Origin of the sequence: Paenibacillus sp. GCM10027627 (genome assembly GCF_042675505.1) — a bacterium.
Classification (GTDB): domain Bacteria; phylum Bacillota; class Bacilli; order Paenibacillales; family Paenibacillaceae; genus Pristimantibacillus.
On sequence record NZ_JBHTHB010000005.1, the window covers coordinates 134,075 to 152,076 of the forward strand.

General features: G+C 50.2%; 16 protein-coding genes. 6 read left to right on the plus strand and 10 right to left on the minus strand.

From position 1 onward, the window contains the following. Positions 1–77: 77 nt before the first annotated feature. Positions 78–1,478, minus strand: coding sequence for a threonine synthase (gene thrC / locus ACFQZE_RS18040; RefSeq protein ID WP_379359544.1), 1,401 nt, complete (start codon positions 1,476–1,478; stop codon positions 78–80). 223 nt (positions 1,479–1,701) lie between these two features. Here thrC and ACFQZE_RS18045 point away from each other — a divergent pair, with 223 nt between their 5' ends. The 3 genes from ACFQZE_RS18045 to ACFQZE_RS18055 are packed head-to-tail and all read left to right on the plus strand — an operon-like array spanning position 1,702 to position 4,841. Further along, on the plus strand, positions 1,702–2,277 hold the full coding sequence (locus ACFQZE_RS18045; protein ID WP_379359546.1) for a DUF4358 domain-containing protein: 576 nt from the start codon (positions 1,702–1,704) through the stop codon (positions 2,275–2,277). Between the two features lie 11 nt (positions 2,278–2,288). Further along, positions 2,289–3,677 carry an MBOAT family O-acyltransferase gene (locus tag ACFQZE_RS18050; RefSeq protein ID WP_379359548.1) on the plus strand — a complete coding sequence of 463 codons (1,389 nt, stop codon included), beginning with the start codon at positions 2,289–2,291 and terminating at the stop codon, positions 3,675–3,677. Positions 3,678–3,698: 21 nt separating this feature from the next. Next, positions 3,699–4,841 carry a DHHW family protein gene (locus ACFQZE_RS18055; protein WP_379359550.1) on the plus strand — a complete coding sequence of 381 codons (1,143 nt, stop codon included), beginning with the start codon at positions 3,699–3,701 and terminating at the stop codon, positions 4,839–4,841. 7 nt (positions 4,842–4,848) lie between these two features. On the opposite strand, the gene ACFQZE_RS18060 is transcribed toward ACFQZE_RS18055, so the two are convergent. The 4 genes from ACFQZE_RS18060 to ACFQZE_RS18075 form a co-directional block, all read right to left on the minus strand. Beyond that, entirely contained in the window at positions 4,849–5,685 is an 837-nt protein-coding gene (locus ACFQZE_RS18060; RefSeq protein ID WP_379360105.1) for a DUF72 domain-containing protein, read from the minus strand. 55 nt (positions 5,686–5,740) lie between these two features. Further along, entirely contained in the window at positions 5,741–6,205 is a 465-nt protein-coding gene (locus ACFQZE_RS18065; RefSeq protein ID WP_379359552.1) for an MEKHLA domain-containing protein, read from the minus strand. A gap of 395 nt (positions 6,206–6,600) precedes the next feature. Continuing rightward, positions 6,601–7,191 carry a thymidine kinase gene (locus ACFQZE_RS18070; RefSeq protein WP_379359554.1) on the minus strand — a complete coding sequence of 197 codons (591 nt, stop codon included), beginning with the start codon at positions 7,189–7,191 and terminating at the stop codon, positions 6,601–6,603. Between the two features lie 35 nt (positions 7,192–7,226). Continuing rightward, entirely contained in the window at positions 7,227–8,018 is a 792-nt protein-coding gene (locus ACFQZE_RS18075; protein WP_379359556.1) for a TerC family protein, read from the minus strand. Between the two features lie 366 nt (positions 8,019–8,384). Here ACFQZE_RS18075 and ACFQZE_RS18080 point away from each other — a divergent pair, with 366 nt between their 5' ends. After that, positions 8,385–8,696 carry a thioredoxin family protein gene (locus tag ACFQZE_RS18080; RefSeq protein ID WP_379359558.1) on the plus strand — a complete coding sequence of 104 codons (312 nt, stop codon included), beginning with the start codon at positions 8,385–8,387 and terminating at the stop codon, positions 8,694–8,696. A gap of 58 nt (positions 8,697–8,754) precedes the next feature. After that, complete coding sequence (locus ACFQZE_RS18085; protein ID WP_379359560.1) at positions 8,755–9,411, plus strand: M15 family metallopeptidase; 657 nt, start codon at positions 8,755–8,757, stop codon at positions 9,409–9,411. A 66-nt stretch (positions 9,412–9,477) separates the two neighbouring features. Here ACFQZE_RS18085 and ACFQZE_RS18090 read toward each other — a convergent pair whose 3' ends face one another. From ACFQZE_RS18090 to ACFQZE_RS18110, 5 genes are all read right to left on the minus strand, one after another. Further along, positions 9,478–10,512 (minus strand): LLM class flavin-dependent oxidoreductase, encoded by a 1,035-nt coding sequence (locus tag ACFQZE_RS18090; RefSeq protein WP_379359562.1) that lies wholly within the window; start codon positions 10,510–10,512, stop codon positions 9,478–9,480. Further along, positions 10,499–10,957, minus strand: a complete 459-nt coding sequence (locus ACFQZE_RS18095; protein ID WP_379360107.1) for an RrF2 family transcriptional regulator — start codon at positions 10,955–10,957, stop codon at positions 10,499–10,501. Before ACFQZE_RS18095 ends, ACFQZE_RS18090 begins: the two co-directional genes overlap by 14 nt. A gap of 288 nt (positions 10,958–11,245) precedes the next feature. Next, positions 11,246–12,655 (minus strand): DinB family protein, encoded by a 1,410-nt coding sequence (locus ACFQZE_RS18100; RefSeq protein WP_379359564.1) that lies wholly within the window; start codon positions 12,653–12,655, stop codon positions 11,246–11,248. 32 nt (positions 12,656–12,687) lie between these two features. Continuing rightward, positions 12,688–13,695, minus strand: coding sequence for a hypothetical protein (locus ACFQZE_RS18105; protein ID WP_379359566.1), 1,008 nt, complete (start codon positions 13,693–13,695; stop codon positions 12,688–12,690). 29 nt (positions 13,696–13,724) lie between these two features. Then, positions 13,725–14,489, minus strand: coding sequence for an RNA polymerase sigma factor (locus ACFQZE_RS18110; protein ID WP_379359568.1), 765 nt, complete (start codon positions 14,487–14,489; stop codon positions 13,725–13,727). 149 nt (positions 14,490–14,638) lie between these two features. Here ACFQZE_RS18110 and ACFQZE_RS18115 point away from each other — a divergent pair, with 149 nt between their 5' ends. Then, complete coding sequence (locus ACFQZE_RS18115; RefSeq protein ID WP_379359570.1) at positions 14,639–17,998, plus strand: DEAD/DEAH box helicase; 3,360 nt, start codon at positions 14,639–14,641, stop codon at positions 17,996–17,998. Positions 17,999–18,002 lie beyond the last annotated feature (4 nt).

Genomic DNA, 18,002 nt, shown 5'->3' on the forward strand with positions numbered 1-18,002 from the left:
GTAAAAAAAAAGCTTTGCCCTGTCCAAAGACAAGGCAAAACTTTTTTCATTTGCATATTCGCATATTGCGATTCACTTTAGGCGTTATAAAACTTTAGCAGTTCCTTCGTTATCTCTTCCAGCTTGCCGTCCACCAGCACTTGGCGCTGCTGCTTATTGAACAAGGATGAAATTTGCTCCGGGAACTTCTGCTCGATACCGCACAGGCGAATAGCCTCGTCGAACTTGGCGGGATGAGCCGTCGCAAGCGAAATGCTGATTTCGCCTTGCTCCGCGCACTCACGGACAGCTGCTACGCCGCATGCGGAATGCGGATCGAGCAAATAGCCGTATTTCGTTTGGAAATCTGAAATGGTATCCAAACATTCCTGGCCGACTACGCCATGGGCCGCGAACTCGCTTTGTACCTTTGCCAGTGCCTCTTCGGAAATCGAAATTTCGCCCTCCGATTTGAACTTCTCCATCAGCTCGCGGATCACTTCCGGATTTTCACCCAGTACATAATACAAATACCGCTCGAAATTGCTAGCTACTTGAATATCCATCGACGGGCTGTAGGTCGAGCGGAAATCGCCCGGCATATACACTCCTTCATGAATAAAGCGCTCCAAAATATTGTTTTCGTTGGTTGCCAAAATGAGCTTGTTCACCGGAAGACCCATTCGCTTCGCCAAATATCCCGCGAAAATATCGCCGAAATTGCCTGTTGGCACGCTGAAATTGACTTTGTCCAATTGGCCTCCGTTTGCCTTTGCCACTTGAAAATAGGAGTAGAAATAATAGACCGTTTGCGCCATAATACGCACAAAGTTAATGGAGTTGATCGCGGCGAGATGGTTAGCCGATTTGAAATCGAGATCCGCAAACAGCTCTTTGATCATTCGCTGGCAATCGTCGAAATTGCCTTCTACGGACAAGTTCAGAACGTTGTCGTCCTGCACCGTCGTCATTTGCAGCTCCTGCACCTTGCTCACTTTCCCCGTCGGGAACAGAATGCAAATTTTAATGCCCTCTTTGCCTTTGACGCCTTGAATCGCGGATGCGCCCGTATCCCCGGACGTCGCTCCTAAAATATGAATTTTTTTGCCTTGTTTTCCGGCAACGTAAGAATAGAATTGTCCCATAAATTGCAGTGCAATATCTTTAAATGCGAAGGTTGGGCCATGGAATAGCTCCAGCAAATACAAGTCATCGCGGATGCGACGCACCGGCGTCACTTCCGGATCGCGGAACGTCCCGTAGCTGGCGTCCACCATCGCTTTCAAATCATCCTGCGGAATTTCGTCATTTGTAAACAGCGAGAAGATGGCCAGCACCAGTTCCTTGTAGCTAAGCTCCTGCCAAGCCTTCAGCGTCTCAACAGACACTTGCGGAATGTCGCGCGGAACGAGCAGTCCCCCGTCATCAGCAAGTCCCATCATAAAAGCGTCGATAAAACCGATATTTCCTACTTTGCCTCTTGTACTGATGTATTCCATCTGTCGCTCCTCCTACTTGCCACCGCACTAAAGCGTGAAATAGCTCTTTGTATGCATTTTATCACCGTTTGCGTAAAAAAACGAATACCTATTTTCAAAAGTTCACAATTTCCTCGCAATAATTGCCAACTCTCTCCTTCCTGCAACTTAATGAGGACTGGGCTCGTTTGAACCAATGAATAATCCTCTCATATAAGAACAGACATCAAGGAGTGACCTAACGATGAAAAAAAGAATGCTTCACCTGCTGCTCGTCGTTGCCATGGGAGTAGCCTTAACCGCTTGCGGCGCCGATCCAAAAAACAATGGGGCTACATCCGGCCAAGAAACGAATGCCCCTTCCAGTGAACCGAGCGCTAAGCCGAGTCCAGATGGGGATTCCGGCGGTGAGTTAGACCAGAAGGCTGGCACAGCCAAAGAAATGGTTGAGAGCATACTCGCCAAAGTGGAGCAGCCTGCCCTTATGGCCCTCGAAGACGATATGGTTAAGGAGCTTTACCACTTCGACCCTGCGCTTCTTGAGGAATACGCTATTATGACCCCTCTTATGAATGTTAAAACAAACGAAATTTCTATATTGAAAGTGAAAGACGTCAAAAATATCGAAACGGTGGAGAAGGGCGTCAAGCAGCGCGCCACAGACGTTCAAAAGCAATTTGAAACGTATCTCCCTGATCAATATGAAAACGCCAAAAACTTCAAGCTCGTCACAAAAGGCAGCTATATTCTGTTTGTCATTGCGGCAGATTCGGAAGCGGACAAGATCGTCGCCGAATTTGAAAAGCTTGTACAGCCGTAACCCACGTTCCTATGGTATTTAGCAGCTTATTGTTTCTATTCGTCTTCCTGCCGGCCGTTCTACTTATGTATCATGTTTCTCCCTGGCGTTTGAAAAATTTGATTCTGTTTTTAGCCAGTCTCGTTTTTTACGCCTGGGGAGAGCCGATCTATATCGCGTTAATGCTTCTGTCTACGATTACCGATTATTTTTTCGGCTTGCTGCTCGACAACCCGAAATATGGCAAAGCGAAACGCAAGGTCATTTTGATAGCTTCTATTATAATCAACTTGGGTGTACTCGGCTTTTTTAAATACGCCGACTTTCTGATTGGCAATTTAAATGCCCTGTTAGGGACAAACATTCCACCAACGGATCTTCCGCTTCCGATCGGCATTTCCTTTTATACGTTTCAATCCATGTCCTACATTATTGACGTATACCGCCGGACATCGAAAGCCCAGCGCAACTGGCTTGATTTCGCCACGTTCGTCGCCTTGTTTCCGCAATTGGTGGCCGGACCGATCGTGCAGTACAAAACGATTGCGGAACAGCTTCGCCACCGAATCGTCGATAACGCCATGTTTGCGGAAGGTGTACGGCGCTTTACCATCGGACTTGCCAAAAAAGTGCTTTTGGCCAACAATATCGGGCTCCTTTGGAATGAAATTTCGGCTACAAGCGCCGGGACGATGCCTACTCTAACCGCTTGGCTGGGCATTATCGCCTTTGCTTTTCAAATCTATTTCGATTTCAGCGGATACTCCGACATGGCGATCGGCCTTGGTCTTATGTTCGGCTTTCGCTTCAACGAAAACTTCAATAAACCGTATGCGGCGCAAAGCATTACCGACTTTTGGCGGCGCTGGCATATTTCGCTTGGCACCTGGTTCCGCGATTACGTCTACATTCCGCTTGGCGGCAACAGACGGGGGCTATGGGTGCAGCTCCGCAACATTTTGATCGTGTGGGCGCTTACCGGCATCTGGCATGGAGCAAGCTGGAACTTCCTGCTGTGGGGATTGTATTTCGGCCTCATTCTTGCGTTTGAAAAATGGTTCGCACTCTCCTGGCTAAGCCGTTTGCCAAGATTTATTAGACACAGCTATGCCATTCTGCTTATTTTGCTTGGCTGGGTATTTTTTGCCTTTGATCAGCTGCCGAACGTATTCGCTTATTTCACAGCATTGTTCGGAGCAAACGATGCTCCTTTATGGGATCGTCAGTCGTTGTATTTGCTTTACACAAACGCCATTTTGCTGCTGCTGCTCGTTGTTGCTTCTTTGCCTAAAAGAGAACCAGGCAAGGGGCCGCTGCTGCATCCGGCGCTTGCCCTTACGTGGCACGGCGCTCTGCTGCTGATGTCCATCGCTTATTTGGTGGATGCCACATTTAATCCATTTCTGTACTTCCGTTTCTAGCACAAGAGGAGCTTACTTCATATGAACAAATGGACAGATCGAATTTATGTTTGGGGATTTATTTCATTGCTCGGTGTTTTATGCGTCTTCTTTCTCGTGTCGCCGAAAAAAGCATTTTCCGAAATGGAAAACCGCTATTTGCAAAAGGCGCCGGAGCTTAGCTGGGAATCGATCAAATCGAAAAAGTTTTCCGATGAAGCCGAGCTGTACGTGACCGACCACTTCCCGTTGCGTTCCAATTGGACGGCGGCAAAGTCGGTGCTGGAGCAAATTAGACTGCAAAAAGAAAATAACGGCATTTATTTGGGGGAAGACGGCTACTTGTTTGAAAAATCCGTGAAGCCGGATTTTTCAACTGTGGAAAAATATGCGGAGGCGGTCAACAAATTTGCCGCCAATCACCCGGATAGCGATATATCGTTTCTGCTTGCGCCAAACTCCGTTGGCGTCTATCCGAATCTTCTGCCTTGGCTGGCTATAGCTTACCCGCAAAAGGATATAAACGAGTTTATTGCAGCGAGGGCGGGGGACGAGCTGACGTTTCTGAATGGCTTTGACTTTTTGAAGCCGGATGGAGAGCGGCCGCTTTATTACCGGACCGATCACCACTGGACGAGCTACGGGGCCTATTTGGCCTATCGCGCTTTTGCCGAAAGCAAAGGCTGGGAACCGCTAGACGAAGAGCAGTTCCAAATTCGCACCGTTACGGATTCTTTTTTGGGAAGCTATCACACCCGCGGCCAATTTGTCGCCGTGAAGCCCGATTCCATTCAAAAATACGAGCCGAAGCAGCCTGTCAAAACGGAAATGCATATTCTCGACAACGGCAAAACGGTAGAAGGACTGTACGATGAAAGCTTCCTCGCGAAAAAGGATAAGTACTCCTATTTTCAAGGCGGCGTTCATGCGGTTGTGAAGGTCAGCAGCGATTTAAAGCCGGAAGACACCGACCTAAGCAAGCTGCTCGTCATAAAAGACTCTTACGCGCACAGCGTATTGCCTTTTCTGACGAATCACGTTCAAGAAATCCATATGATCGATATCCGGTACTATAATGGCAATATCAGCGACTACATGGAGCAAAACGGCATTAAAGATGCGCTTTTGCTATTCAACACATCCACGTTTGTTCAAGAACGCAGCTTGCTTAAACTGAAATACTAACTGGAACTTAAAAGAGCTCCAGTTGCTCCGGGCCCGCCGGTGGGGAATAAAATGGCTCCCTCCCGTCGGGTCTTTTTTGTCCCAGCATCTCCATCATCGTTTTGGCATTGCCCGCCGCATGGCCGCCGGAGTTGTTGTTGAAAATAACGGCAATATGCCGACATTGCTGCTGGAGCGCTTGCAGCTTGTCCTTCCATTCTGAAAGCTCCTCATTCGAATACTGGTACAAATATCGCACCTCTCTCCAATTCGGGCCTCCTCCATTATTCCAATTAGCCACGTTTCGTCCATGGAACCTCACGATCGACACCTCTTCATCGGCAGCTTGCAGGATGGTAGGAATGCTGCCTATTCCAGCCTGCGGCTCGTCGCATATGCTGTGAATCCACCCTTCGCCGCGCATAAAATCCAGCGTTTTCTCCCGCATTCCGTCTTGAAACCAGCTCTGATGACGGAATTCCAGCGCACAAGGCACATCGCCCATCCTGCGCTTCGTTTCGCGGAGCAGCTTCACGTTCGGGCTTGTACAATCGAACCAGGGCGGATACTGGAACAAGGCAGCCGTCAGCCTGCCAGCTTCGATTGCAGGCTCCAGCATACGGCAGAACGCCGCTGTCATTTCATCCGGATCATTGCTTTTGGCCGCGACGCCTCTTTGATGCCCCGTCATTCCTTGATAGGCCTTCACCACAAACTTCAAACTGCTTGGCGTACCGTTTACCCAAGAAACAAAACGTTCTCTTGGCTGTATGGCGTAGAAGGTGCTGTCCACTTCAACAACGGGAAAATGATTCCCGTATACATTTAATCGGTCTCCCTGCTTTGTGCCGGCAGGATACAGCATATCGTGATCTCCCCATCCGGCCAGTCCAATGGAAATGCTCAAACTTCATCCTCCCCTACAAAAACGTATATTCCGAAAAGGCAGCCGCTTGTCCCTTATAAACTCCGTCTTCGTCAACCAAATTCCAAACGATCGCATTTCGAATATAAAAACGACGCCCCGTGCTTGAAATCCGTATGCCTGTGTAATCGTCCACATACCCCTGCCCCGCTACAAGCTCCAAAAACCGTGCCCGCTCTTCTCTCTCCATCGGCTCTGCCGTCAAACGGGATGGAGTTGACGCAAACGTGTCCGCGTCCATTTCCCATAATTGCTGCGCCATGCAATTTCCGTAGTTTAATACGGGATCAGCCTCGGTGTCATGCGACAAAATGACGATGGACGACTCGTCTACTTGATCCATAGGCGAGCGCTGCGGCTCAAGCAGCAACAACTCCTTGCCGGTCCATTTTCGATAACTGTCCAGCAGCAGCTTGGCATGCTCGTCCCTTGTTCCGGTTCCTCTGATGAACCCTTCCATATCGATCACCTCAACCGTTTCGTTTTCTACATCATGAACGATGCGGGGATGTTATTCAAGTGCGGCTATTTGAAAAACGGGATCATGGCTGGAGGATGAAAACTGCGCAAGACATATTCCTCCGATCGCTGTTGTAACGGGATTCCCTGAACAAGGTTAAAGGGGGGAATCCCGTTACAAAGGCGAGCGCTGACGCTTCTACGGAATATGTCTTGCTTCGTTTTCCCTCAGCCATGAGAAAATCTTAGAGCCAAAAGTCGATTCGCTTCGACCAGCCTGTGTTACGGCAATGCTTTCGCCTGAAAACAGAAAAGACGGTGCCAGGGGAGTGCGCCATGACCTCTTTGCGAGTCACAGCTCAATCATACCCGGCACCGCCGTTTCTTCGTTTTTCTTTAGTTGGAGCCGTCTTGAAAAGCCCGGTAATAACATTTCCGGCAAACCGGCTTGTAATCCTCATTGCCTCCGATTTGAATTTGCTCTCCCGAATTGACAGGCTGGCCGTCGCGGAAACGAATGACCATCGTCGCCTTGCGGTCGCAATGCCAGCAAATCGTTTTGATTTCTTCGATCTTGTCAGCCTGCACGAGCAAGTGGTAACTGCCTTCAAAAAGCTGATTTTGAAAATCGTTTTTTAAACCAAACGCCATTACTGGTATGTTCAGCTCGTCGACAACGCGCGTCAATCCTTCAATGTGATGCTGTTTCAAAAACTGCGCTTCATCGATGAGTACGCAGTAGATGCGGCCGGACGCGGCGACTTGCGTTTTCACATTTTCGAACAGGTCGGTCGATTCAAGAACCGGGATCGCTTCCCGCTGGAGTCCAACGCGGGAACCGACCCGATCGACTTCTCCCCTTGCGCCTACCGAAGGGGAATAAATTAAAACTGGCTTGCCCTGCTCTTCGTAGTTATGAGCCACTTTAATGATTTCAAACGACTTGCCGCTGTTCATGGTGCCATACTTATAATAAAGCTGTGCCAACTTTTATCTCCTCCACTAACTTTACGTGGACTTTATTATACCGCTTCTTGCGCTTTCTTGTCTTTACCCTCTTTGGGGTTCGACAAGAACCAGCCAAGAGCCGCAATAATAATCAAGACGGCGTAGAAGGACAGCTTCCATACTTTCGACTCTGCAAAATCGTGCGGGATAAGGTGAATAGCAGGATGCGCCAATGTATGAACCGCGAGCTTAACGCCTACCCAGCCTACAATGGCAAAAGCTGCAATTTCCAGACCCGGTCTGCTTTCCAGAAGCTTAACGAACAACGTCGCTGCAAAACGCATAATAATTAGACCAATCAATCCGCCTAGGAAAATGACGATAAAGTGTCCGCCGTCCATACCGCCGATTTTTGGCAGGTTTGTTGTCGGAAGAGCAACAGCGAGCGCCACCGCCGCAAGGATGGAGTCGATCGCAAACGCGATATCGGCTACTTCCACTTTGAAAACCGTCATCCAGAAACCGCTCTTCTTCGCTTCTTTGCCAGCCTTTTTGTCGGCCGATTCCTCGCCCTTCTTGACGATGAGCTTTCGGAATATGTGGTTCAGCGCGATAAAGAGGAGATATAAGGCGCCAATCGCTTGCACTTGCCATACGTCCACCAAAAACGAGATGGCGAACAACGAGGCGAAACGGAATACGAACGCTCCGGCAAGACCGTAGAACAAAGCTCTCTTCCGCTCTTCATCCGGCAAATGCTTAACCATAATCGCAAGCACGAGCGCATTGTCAGCCGCGAGCAATCCTTCCAGCGCGATGAGTACTAGCAGTACCCATCCATACTCCAAAATTAATCCCAAATCCATTTTCGAGTCCCCCCAGTTCATTTCCTAGCACGGCACAGCATTCTTGCACGCGAAAAGACCCCTGTCTGAAAGCTAATCAGACAAAGGTCTCGCAAACAACGTTATGTACGTTGCCAATAAAGCCGGAGAACTCGGGTTCTCGGAATGACGACTTTATTGTAGCAGCTACTCCCCTTTGGAGGGTATTCTTTTTTCGTTTCGGAAAGGCCATGATTGTGCTGTATAAAAAAGTTATACGCAAGGCCGTTTCGCCCGGTTTCACTTTTTTTCGAAAAAAATAAAAAAATTTGATATGATGGTAAAACGCCGTTTTGTTAACGACACGATTGCGAGACGAAAGTTATTTAGTTGGAAAGGAACATCTGTATGGCCCTAGAGGAACTAACGGAAAAAGAACTGCACCAAATCGCAGCAGCCGATATCGGGAGAGCCGCCGTATTGTTTACTACGCCGATGTGCGGCACCTGCAAGCTGGCGGAGCGAATGCTGGAGGTGGCCGAAGCGGCAGGCGTTTCATATCCCATTTATAAAACAAATATTAATTTTACCCCGCGGCTAAGGGAGGAGTGGCGCATCGCCAGCGTTCCTTGCCTCGTCGTTTTGAAAAATGGCCAGCTTGCAGAGCGGGAATACGCCATGCGCTCCGTCGATTATTTGTACAAGCTTCTTAAAGAGTAGCGGCGGCCCGCATTACCTGTACGCCAGCATAACGGGCAAGCCGATAAGGAGACACAGAATGTTTTCTACTATACCCAATCTTGAACCGCAGCATACGGTCCGCCCTACGCAGCGCCGTCCGTCTGCCAAAAGACGTATCCGCAATTGGATATTATTTATCATTTTAATAGTAATAAGCGCAATCTGGATCGTCATTGGGTTTGAGCGGTACGGACGTCATTTGCCTTTTATCGAAAAAGAGGCTCCGCCGATTACCGGCATGCATCCGCTCGTCGCGGCCAAAACGAAAGAACTAAAGACTGAAATGGACAAGCTCGGCATCAGTATAATCATTACAGACGACTTTCGCAGCCATGTGGACCAAAACGCTCTTTATGAGAAAGGAAGAACGGCAAGCGGACCTATTGTTACGTATGCAAAGGGAGGGCAGTCCTATCATAATTACGGCCTTGCCGTCGACTTTGCTTTAAAAACGAAAAAAGGAAAAATCGTGTGGGACATGGAATACGACGGCAATCTAAACGGCAAAGCCGATTGGATGGAGGTTGTGGCCGTCGCCAAAAAACTTGGCTTCAGCTGGGGCGGAGATTGGGAGGGGTTTAAGGACTACCCTCATTTGCAAATGGACTTCGGTTATTCCGTTGGAGAGCTTAGCAGAGGCTTCCGCCCTCCCGCCACAGATGAAACGGCAAACGGTACATCAAATTCGCAATAAAAAGTCTCATACATGCAAAAGGGATGCCTCAAAGTCCTAATCGGGCTTTGGGGCATCCCTTTTTATTTAAAGGCTTGCGATAATTTCATACGAACGCAGTCGAGCCTTATGGTCGAATATATGGGCAGCGATCATAAGCTCATCCGCACCTGTCGCCTCTATATATTTCTCCAGCTTTGCTTTGACCGTCTCTGGGCTGCCTGCAATGCTTGAGCCTAGCTGCTGCTGCAATGCCAGCTTCTCCTGCACCGTCCAAATCTTGTCCATATCCTTAACAGGAGGGGGAAGCGCGCCTCGCTGATTGCGAATGAAGCTAAGGAAAAGCTGCTGCATGGAAGTAGCCAAATAAGCCGCTTCCTCATCCGTATCAGCCGCAACCACATTGACTGCGACCATCCCGTACGGCTTGTCAAGAATGGCCGACGGCTGGAAGCGGCTGCGGTATAAGTTCATCGCCGGAACGGTATAGGTCGGCGAGAAGTGACCGGCAAACGCAAACGGCAATCCTAGCTGAGCGGCGAGCAAGGCGCTGAAATCGCTGGAGCCGAGCAGCCAAATCGGAATATCCGCTCCTTCTCCCGGAATCGCTCTTACCGGCATAGCCACCTCCGCTCCGTCCGGGTCCAAATAAGCTCTCAATTGTTCAAGCTGCTCCGGGAAGTTGCCGCCATTGGAACCTCTTTCCCCTCTAAGAGCAGCGGCGGTCAGACCGTCCGTTCCCGGCGCCCGTCCAAGGCCCAGATCGATGCGACCTGGGAACAGCGCTTCCAGCGTGCCAAATTGTTCCGCTATAACAAGCGGAGCATGATTGGGCAGCATAATGCCCCCGGAGCCTACACGTATAGTAGACGTTCCAGCGGCGACATGACCAATGACGACCGAAGTCGCCGAACTGGCGATGCTGGGCGAATTGTGATGTTCCGCAAGCCAATAACGGTTATAGCCCCAGCGTTCGGAATGTTGAGCGAGGTCTAGCGTATTGCGAAGCGAATCCGCCACGGAGCCCCCTTCCACAATCGGAGATACGTCGAGTACGGAAATGGGGATCGGCAAGGAAGACGCCGATTTCCGCTTTTCGTCTGTTCGATCATGTGTTGACACTGGCTTCTCCTCCTTCCTGTTTCGATTTACAGCATCGCTTCAAGCGGTCCAGAACCGTCTGGAGCGTATGCCTCTCTAAATATTCCTCGTAATGCTGCTCCGCTTCCCGGAAAAAACCATCCATTACATATGACATATTGGCCGATACTAGACAAGTTTCCTCCGGATTGCCGGAGGACCAGTGCGGCTTAAGCGTACCGCCACATATTGAACGATAGATTTCAGCCAGCGTCACTTCCTCCGGTATGCAGTTCAGTTGATAGCCGCCGCCGATTCCTTCTTTTGTTTTAACAAAGCCCTCCTTGCGAAGGGCGCTCATAATTTTGCGTACGCGCGTCGGATTGGTCGCGACGTTGCAGGCAAGGAGCTCGCTGCTTGCCCGATGTTCAGGCAAATAGGCAAGGAGAGCCAGACAATGGACCGCTACAGTAAATTCGCTTCGAATAAGGCTCGCCTCCTCGAAAATGATACTGTAATATTAATTCATACAGTTTGTGAAGTCAATGCCAGCTGCTGACATCGCAGCAACAGACGGAAAAAATCCGGCCCGCTTGGGTGCCGGATTTTGCCTATAAGCGTAAATTGGCGCTTCTCATTCGCCGTTTGCCCGAGCTGTTGCTACATCCACGTCAAGCAAAGAGCCGCTGATCAAAAATACCACGAGCGAGAATGCACATCAGCCATCGACTCCCTTCACCAACCGATGATGTAAACGGCATTGCCCCGCTGAGTTTTATAATTCGGGAGCGAGCGCAATAAACATATCGATTTCGTTATCGGGATTTTCCCCCAGATAACGCTCGTCCCTAATTTCAAAATCAAAGCCGAGCGACTTTCGGTTATGCTCGTGCAACCAATTTCTATAAACTAAATTGTAGGAAGATGCTATCTCCGCTTCCGGTCCGCGATGAGTATAACGCACATACTCGGTCGATTCCAGCCTGTGAAGGATTAAACCTTCGGGAACGGTTGCTCCCTCTTCTACCTTGTAGCCGATCAATTGCGTAAAGGGATCGTTCAAAGGATCAAAATCCATTCTCATTGGATACATTTGTACGAGATAAACTTCGTTTGAAACAACGCCAGTTATTCCTTCTTTCATAGCAGTAAGCCTGCTGTATGCCTTATGGCCGAGCCGCTGTTCCCGAATATCCTTTAAATTCCCTTGGAGTGTGACCCCCGCAACAATAAATGAAGGCCGTTTGACAATGAACGGGACTGCTGTTGTTTGCTCAAAAGATGCTCCTCGCTCAAGCGCCTCGACTATTGATTTTATTGCTTTCTGGTGATGCTGCTCCTCGCAGAGCAGAAATTCTAGCATATCCGACATCGCGGACATATTCAAAAAAGGTTCGGCAAGCGCATCGGCAAGCCGGTGCGGCAACTCAGCCGACACATCCTCTTTTTGCCGTCTCAGCCCGCTTACGATTTCACTAATGGATGGAGGCGTTTCTTTCCAGTCTCTTGGACTTGTGCCTCTTGGAAAAAGGGAGTGATAGTTCGCCGGTATACGCCATGCTTCACCGATCTTGGGAAAAATCCCGTGATCCCATGCTGCCAGCAGATGGCCCAAATTCCAGCGGATGCTGTTATTAAAGCCCTCGGGAATAGCATCCAACCTATGTGAAGGCACACTTTCTGCAAAAGCGATCGTCTCTTCCCTTATCTTCCGAAATTTCTTAATGGACTCGGGCAGCTCGCGCCGCTCCTCATAAACCTTAAGCAATTCGTCTACCGAAATGCCGTTGATGCGCATTCCTTCCGTCCTGCAAAGGTTCAACTCGGCGCCGCTTAAATCGCATTCGTCAAAAATAGCTTCGCTAAGGTCGGAGTAGACGAAGCGGACCGGCTGGACGATTCCCCGGAATCCCTCTTCCTTGCGGGCGCTTTCCGAAGCTTTGGGACGCCGAATATTTTCGAAAACGGTACCGCCCAACTGAGTCTCTTTGATGTGGACGTTTGAAAATTGAATATGGTTCCACTTCGACCCGTCAAAATTGACATGCAGCAGCGAACTGTCCCTTGCGTCAACGCTGTGCAGCTCCGCCCCTTTTAGCGTAGCCATGTGCAGCTTCTCATTCCGCAAATCGACAAGCTCATCGCCGCATTCCTTGCTATAGACCCTTTTGTCCGTCAAAGCCATAGTCCGCCTCCTCCTCTAATGAACTTGCCTTTTTAACGAATCCACTTTTCCGAATAATACTCATTCATAAAACGAAACAGCGCCTCAAGCTGTTCAATTCCCTTCGTCTCTGCCTCGAATGCTTTACGAAGCTGCTTCCCGGCAAGTTTTGCCGTTTGCGGACTTTTGGGAGTTCCGCCATGCGGGAAAGGGAATAACTCTCGCAGCTCGCCAAGTGCGGCAGCCGCTTCGCCGTAATATTTGGCCGCTTCTCCCGTCCGCTGCCGAACGGTCCGCTCCACAATATTGGTTCCATCCCAGCGGAACGATTGCTCGCTCAAAAACCGGGCGGCAAATTCACGCGCATCGGCAACAACCGCGACGTTATAGGCATTGCCCGTCTCGTCCGCCCGCAGTTCCTCCATCGCCTTGATCCAAGCCTCATAACCGGCAAGCCCCTGTGCAAACTTCCCTTCGAAAATATGCATCCACTCCTTGCCTCTGGCATGGTCCACAATCATAGACAAAGCCATTCTCATCATTTCGTATTTGGAGTGGGGCAAGCTGTCGCTGATCGTTACAACAAACAACAAATCGATTTTGGAATCTGAAAATGTACAATAAGGCAATGTTCCGTCCTGGGATACGTCCTTGGCATGAAATAGCTGTTTTTCGTCGTCATAGCCGTAAATGAGACCGGCCTCAGGAGTAAATAAATCAAAGCTGATAGCCGGTATGCCCCGGTCAATCGATTCCTGCACCAGCGCCATCACTTGTTCGAGCTTATCGGGCGGAACGGGAACGAGCGGGTCGGCAAGGCAGCTCGTAAACCCCAAATTACAAAGATTGCGACGGAAAATATAGCCTCCGGGATAAGAGGTAGGACCTGCTATATGAATGGATTGCGGATCAATGTTGAGCCGGAACGCCAGCCCGGTAAATCCCATAACGTCAGTGAGCGTCAAATGCTTTTTGTCGGTGTAGGATACGGCGCCGTGTATGGCCCATCCCGCCGACGTCCATGTTTTGCTCCAGTCTCTCTCTTGCGTAAATGTTGTCATATTAGAATCAGCAGCCTCCAAAATTGTGATTACGGGGGAGTCGATAGAATCTTTTTGCGCGGCAGACCAAGCGCGGCTCTTTTTTCTACATACAGTCCGATGGAAATCCGAATTCTTTCCTTGCGCAGCTTCGCTCTTGACCGGGAAAGAGAGTTGTAAACGCCTGCGGTCGTCGTTCCCAGCAGCGCCGCAATATCGGACGGAGGCAGCTCTTCGAAAAAATGGGCTTCGAAAATATCCCGTTCCCTTTTGTTTAGACAGCGTACCAATAAACGAATTCCTTCAATCGTTTCCTTTCGAATCAAGCATTGCTCGGGACTGGTGATACCCTCGGCCGATGACTGAGCGGACTTCGCCAAATGGAACAAAATGCTGTCGATATTGCGCCAGTCCACACTTTCTTGACGGGATGACCCGACTGATGCAGCTCCCGCTCCTCCAGTCCAACTTTCGAAAGGCAGTTCGCTGACGTAAGGACCGCCCCTCCTTATTTTCATATAAGCCTGATTGCGAACAATTCGCTGCAGCCATGCGGAAAATTTGGCATTATCCGTTAACGTGCCCAAATGCAAAAATGCCCGCAGCAGCGCTTCCTGCACGATATCCTCCGCCAAATGGACGTCTTTTGCCAGCTTGCCGGCAATGCCGAGCGCTTTTGCCCGATGCATGCGCACAAGCTCTCCGAACGCTTCCCGGTCTCCCGATTTTGCTCGGTCAATCCACTGCTTTTCCTCATTCGCCCCAGCACTTTTTCCGTCCCTCCACGGAACCGAAACCTGTGACAAAACGTCCATCGCCATTCCCCCTGAACTATAGATGCCACCGGCGGATAAAATCTATCAACTATTTACAAAAAAAATGATTCAAAAATGTTTTATAATAGAGGTAACTAAATTTTATATCGATCGCAAATATTGATCAATATTTTCCAGAAGGTGAAACGATGAGCTTTCCATTAACCCCGGAATCGATTATCCGGCTGACCGGATACGAAGCCTATAGCCGAGGAGCAGCGCTTGCGGAGGCAGGCTTCGTAGAGCTAAAGAGGCCCTCCCGCTTTAAAGAGGAATATCGTGCAAAAATTATCGGCGGGAGCCGCGTTTTCGAAGCGTCCATTCAATTGGAGGAAGCAGGCGGCGTACATGCTGAATGCAGCTGTCTCGCCTTTTATACCGATCGCCACTATTGCAAGCATGTTGCCGCTGCGCTTGTTCAAGTGATGAAAGCAAGCCGCGCCCCCGAACAAAAGCCTGTAAGCCGGGATCGAGGTAAAGTGTATTTGTCCAGCATCCCAGACTACGAAGTCGTAGAAGGGCTGCTCGACTTGTTCCAGCATGGAAGCGGGCTGCCGAGCGGCGCAACTGTGCTGCGAGATGAGCGTGAACCGCTGCCGGTCGAGTTCGTATGCCGCTTTATTCCGATAGACGGCGGCAAACACCGAATCGGCCTAGAACTGAAAGCGGGAAAGGGACGAATGGCTATCGTTCAACAGCCGGCCGAATGGCTGACGGCGATTGAGCAGGGACAAGCCTATCCTCTGTCAAAGTCTTTGCTGTACGATCCTTCCAGGCATATCTTCACTGCCGGGGATCATGAAGTCATCAAAGCGTTGATTCGCCTCCATAAACAAGAGGCCTCGTACCGTGAAACCGTTGCGCCCTCGCCCTCTGCCGGATTTTCCAATAAAGGGATCGATAGCGGAAAAATAATGCCAATCCCTCCATATGCATGGGAATCGCTATTTACCGCCCTGCAAGGCGCCAGTCAGGTTCGAATCGAACCTGCACCGAGCAATAGCGGGAAACGGCTGTTGGCTGCCGTTTATTCCAAAATCGAAATCGCTAAAGGCAAACCGCCCCTCCATTTTAAATTGGATCGGTCCGAAGCGGATGACGGCTATGAGCTGACCGCAGCAGGACTTACGGACAGTTGTGTTCTGGACGCTTATGGCATGCTGTTTATGGAAGGTGTTTTTTACCCCGTTGGACAACGGGAACTGCAAAAACTAGCCGGGCTTAAAGCGATCATTGGCGCAGACAACCGCGAATCAGGCCAAACGGACAGGCTCGTCATCGACCCCCGGCAAATGGAATCCATCATGGAACGGGTCGTTCCCGGTTTAATGAAACTGGGGTACGTTCAAATTTCCGAAACGATTTCGAATCGCTTTTACTACAGTCCGCTGCAAGCGAGAATGTATTTGGATCGGCTGAGGGGCAAACTGCTTGCGGGTCTGGAATTTCAATACGGCGACATTGTCGTGAATCCACTGGATTTAGCCGGAAAGCCGCGCGGCGAGGAGCGCATTCTTATGCGCGACTCAGAAAAGGAACGCACCATCCTCGCGCTAATGGAGGATGAACGTTTTCTAAAAACAGAGGGCGGCTACTTGATTGAAGGAGACGATGCGGAATACGATTTCCTTCACCACCTCGTTCCGCAGCTGGAGCAATATCTCGTTCTATACGCCACTTCCGCCGTTAAGCTGCGAATGGCTACCGATCTGCCGCCGATGAAGCTGCATATTGCGTGGGAGGAGAGGACGGACTGGCTTCATTACCGTTTTGAAATGGACGGCATTACGGAGAAGGAAATACGGGCTATAGTGAAAGCCGTAAAGGAGAAACGGCGCTATTACAAAATGGCAACCGGAGCTTTGCTATCCTTGGAAACGGAAGAGTTTGAAGCGCTGCTGCGTGTCATGAACGGGGTCGGGCTTCATCAGCCTGCCTTGTTCGATGAGTCGATGACCTTGCACGCGGCCCATGCTCTCGCTCTGGTTGACATGCGGCTGCGCCATCCCGTTATCAAAATGAACCGGTCGCTGCGCGAGATGCTGGACAATATGAAACATCCCGACCAGCTCGATTTCCCAGTTCCAGAGCGGCTTTCTTCTGTTTTGCGCGATTATCAGAAATACGGGTTTCAATGGATGAAAACGGTAGCGGCCTATCGTTTCGGGGGCATATTGGCTGACGAGATGGGACTTGGCAAAACAGTACAAAGCATAGCGTTCCTGCTGTCGGAAGCCGAATCGATTCGATCCACGAACAAACCGGCTTTAATTGTCGCTCCGGCCTCGCTCCTCTACAATTGGCGCAGCGAGCTGGCCAAGTTTGCGCCAGAGCTTCGTACCGTCGTTGCCGACGGAAGCAAGGAAGAGCGCAAGGTTTTGCTTGATAATGGCGGCGGGAACGACGCGGCAGAAGCATTTGGCGAACAAAGACCGGATGTGATCATTACGTCGTATCCCCTGCTCAGAAAAGATAGCAAGTCATATAGCGCCAAGGCGTTTCACACTATTATTTTGGACGAAGCGCAAATGTTCAAAAACGACACGACTCAAACGGCAAAAGCGGTTCGCTCTCTTTCCGCCATATACCGATTCGCGCTGACAGGAACGCCGATTGAAAACAGGCTGGAGGAGCTGTGGTCGATCTTTCGCGCTGTTTTTCCTGAGCTGCTGCCCGGCAAACGGGAGTTTGGCGAAATGACGCGCGAGGAAGTGGCTAGACGATGCCGTCCGTTCCTGCTCCGCCGCTTGAAAGAGGATGTACTGAAGGAGCTTCCCGAAAAGATAGAGACGGTACACTCCTCAGAGCTGCTGCCGGAGCAAAAGAAGCTGTATGCCGCTTATTTGGCCAAGCTGCGCCAGGATTCGTTAAAACATTTAGACAGAGGGAACGATGGAACAACCCGAATCAAACTGCTCGCGGGCATAACCCGCCTCCGCCAGCTTTGCTGCCATCCAGCTCTTTTTGTAGATGGCTACGGTGGCAGCTCCGCCAAATTCGAGCAGTTGCTTGAACTCGTGGAGGAATGTATCCGTTCGAGGAAACGAGCGCTCATTTTTTCCCAGTTCACGGAAATGCTCGACCTTGTCAAACGGGAGCTGGGCTACCGGGGCGTCCGGTTTTTCTATTTGGACGGAAGCACGCCGCCTGTCGAGCGACTGGAGATGTGCAATCGATTTAATGCGGGTGAGCGGGAACTATTTCTGCTTTCGCTAAAAGCCGGAGGAACAGGACTTAATTTAACCGGGGCGGATACCGTCATTCTCTACGACTTATGGTGGAATCCGGCCGTGGAACAGCAAGCCGCCGACCGCGCCCACCGAATTGGGCAAAAAAACGTCGTGCAGGTGATCCGGTTGGTTGCTGCCGGAACGGTCGAAGACAAAATGTACGAGCTCCAGCAGCGTAAAAAAGGGCTGATCGACGATATCGTCGATCCCGGCAGCGATGCCCTCTCTGCTCTTTCCATAGAGGATCTGCAGCACATATTATCCCATTCCGAGCTATAGTAGG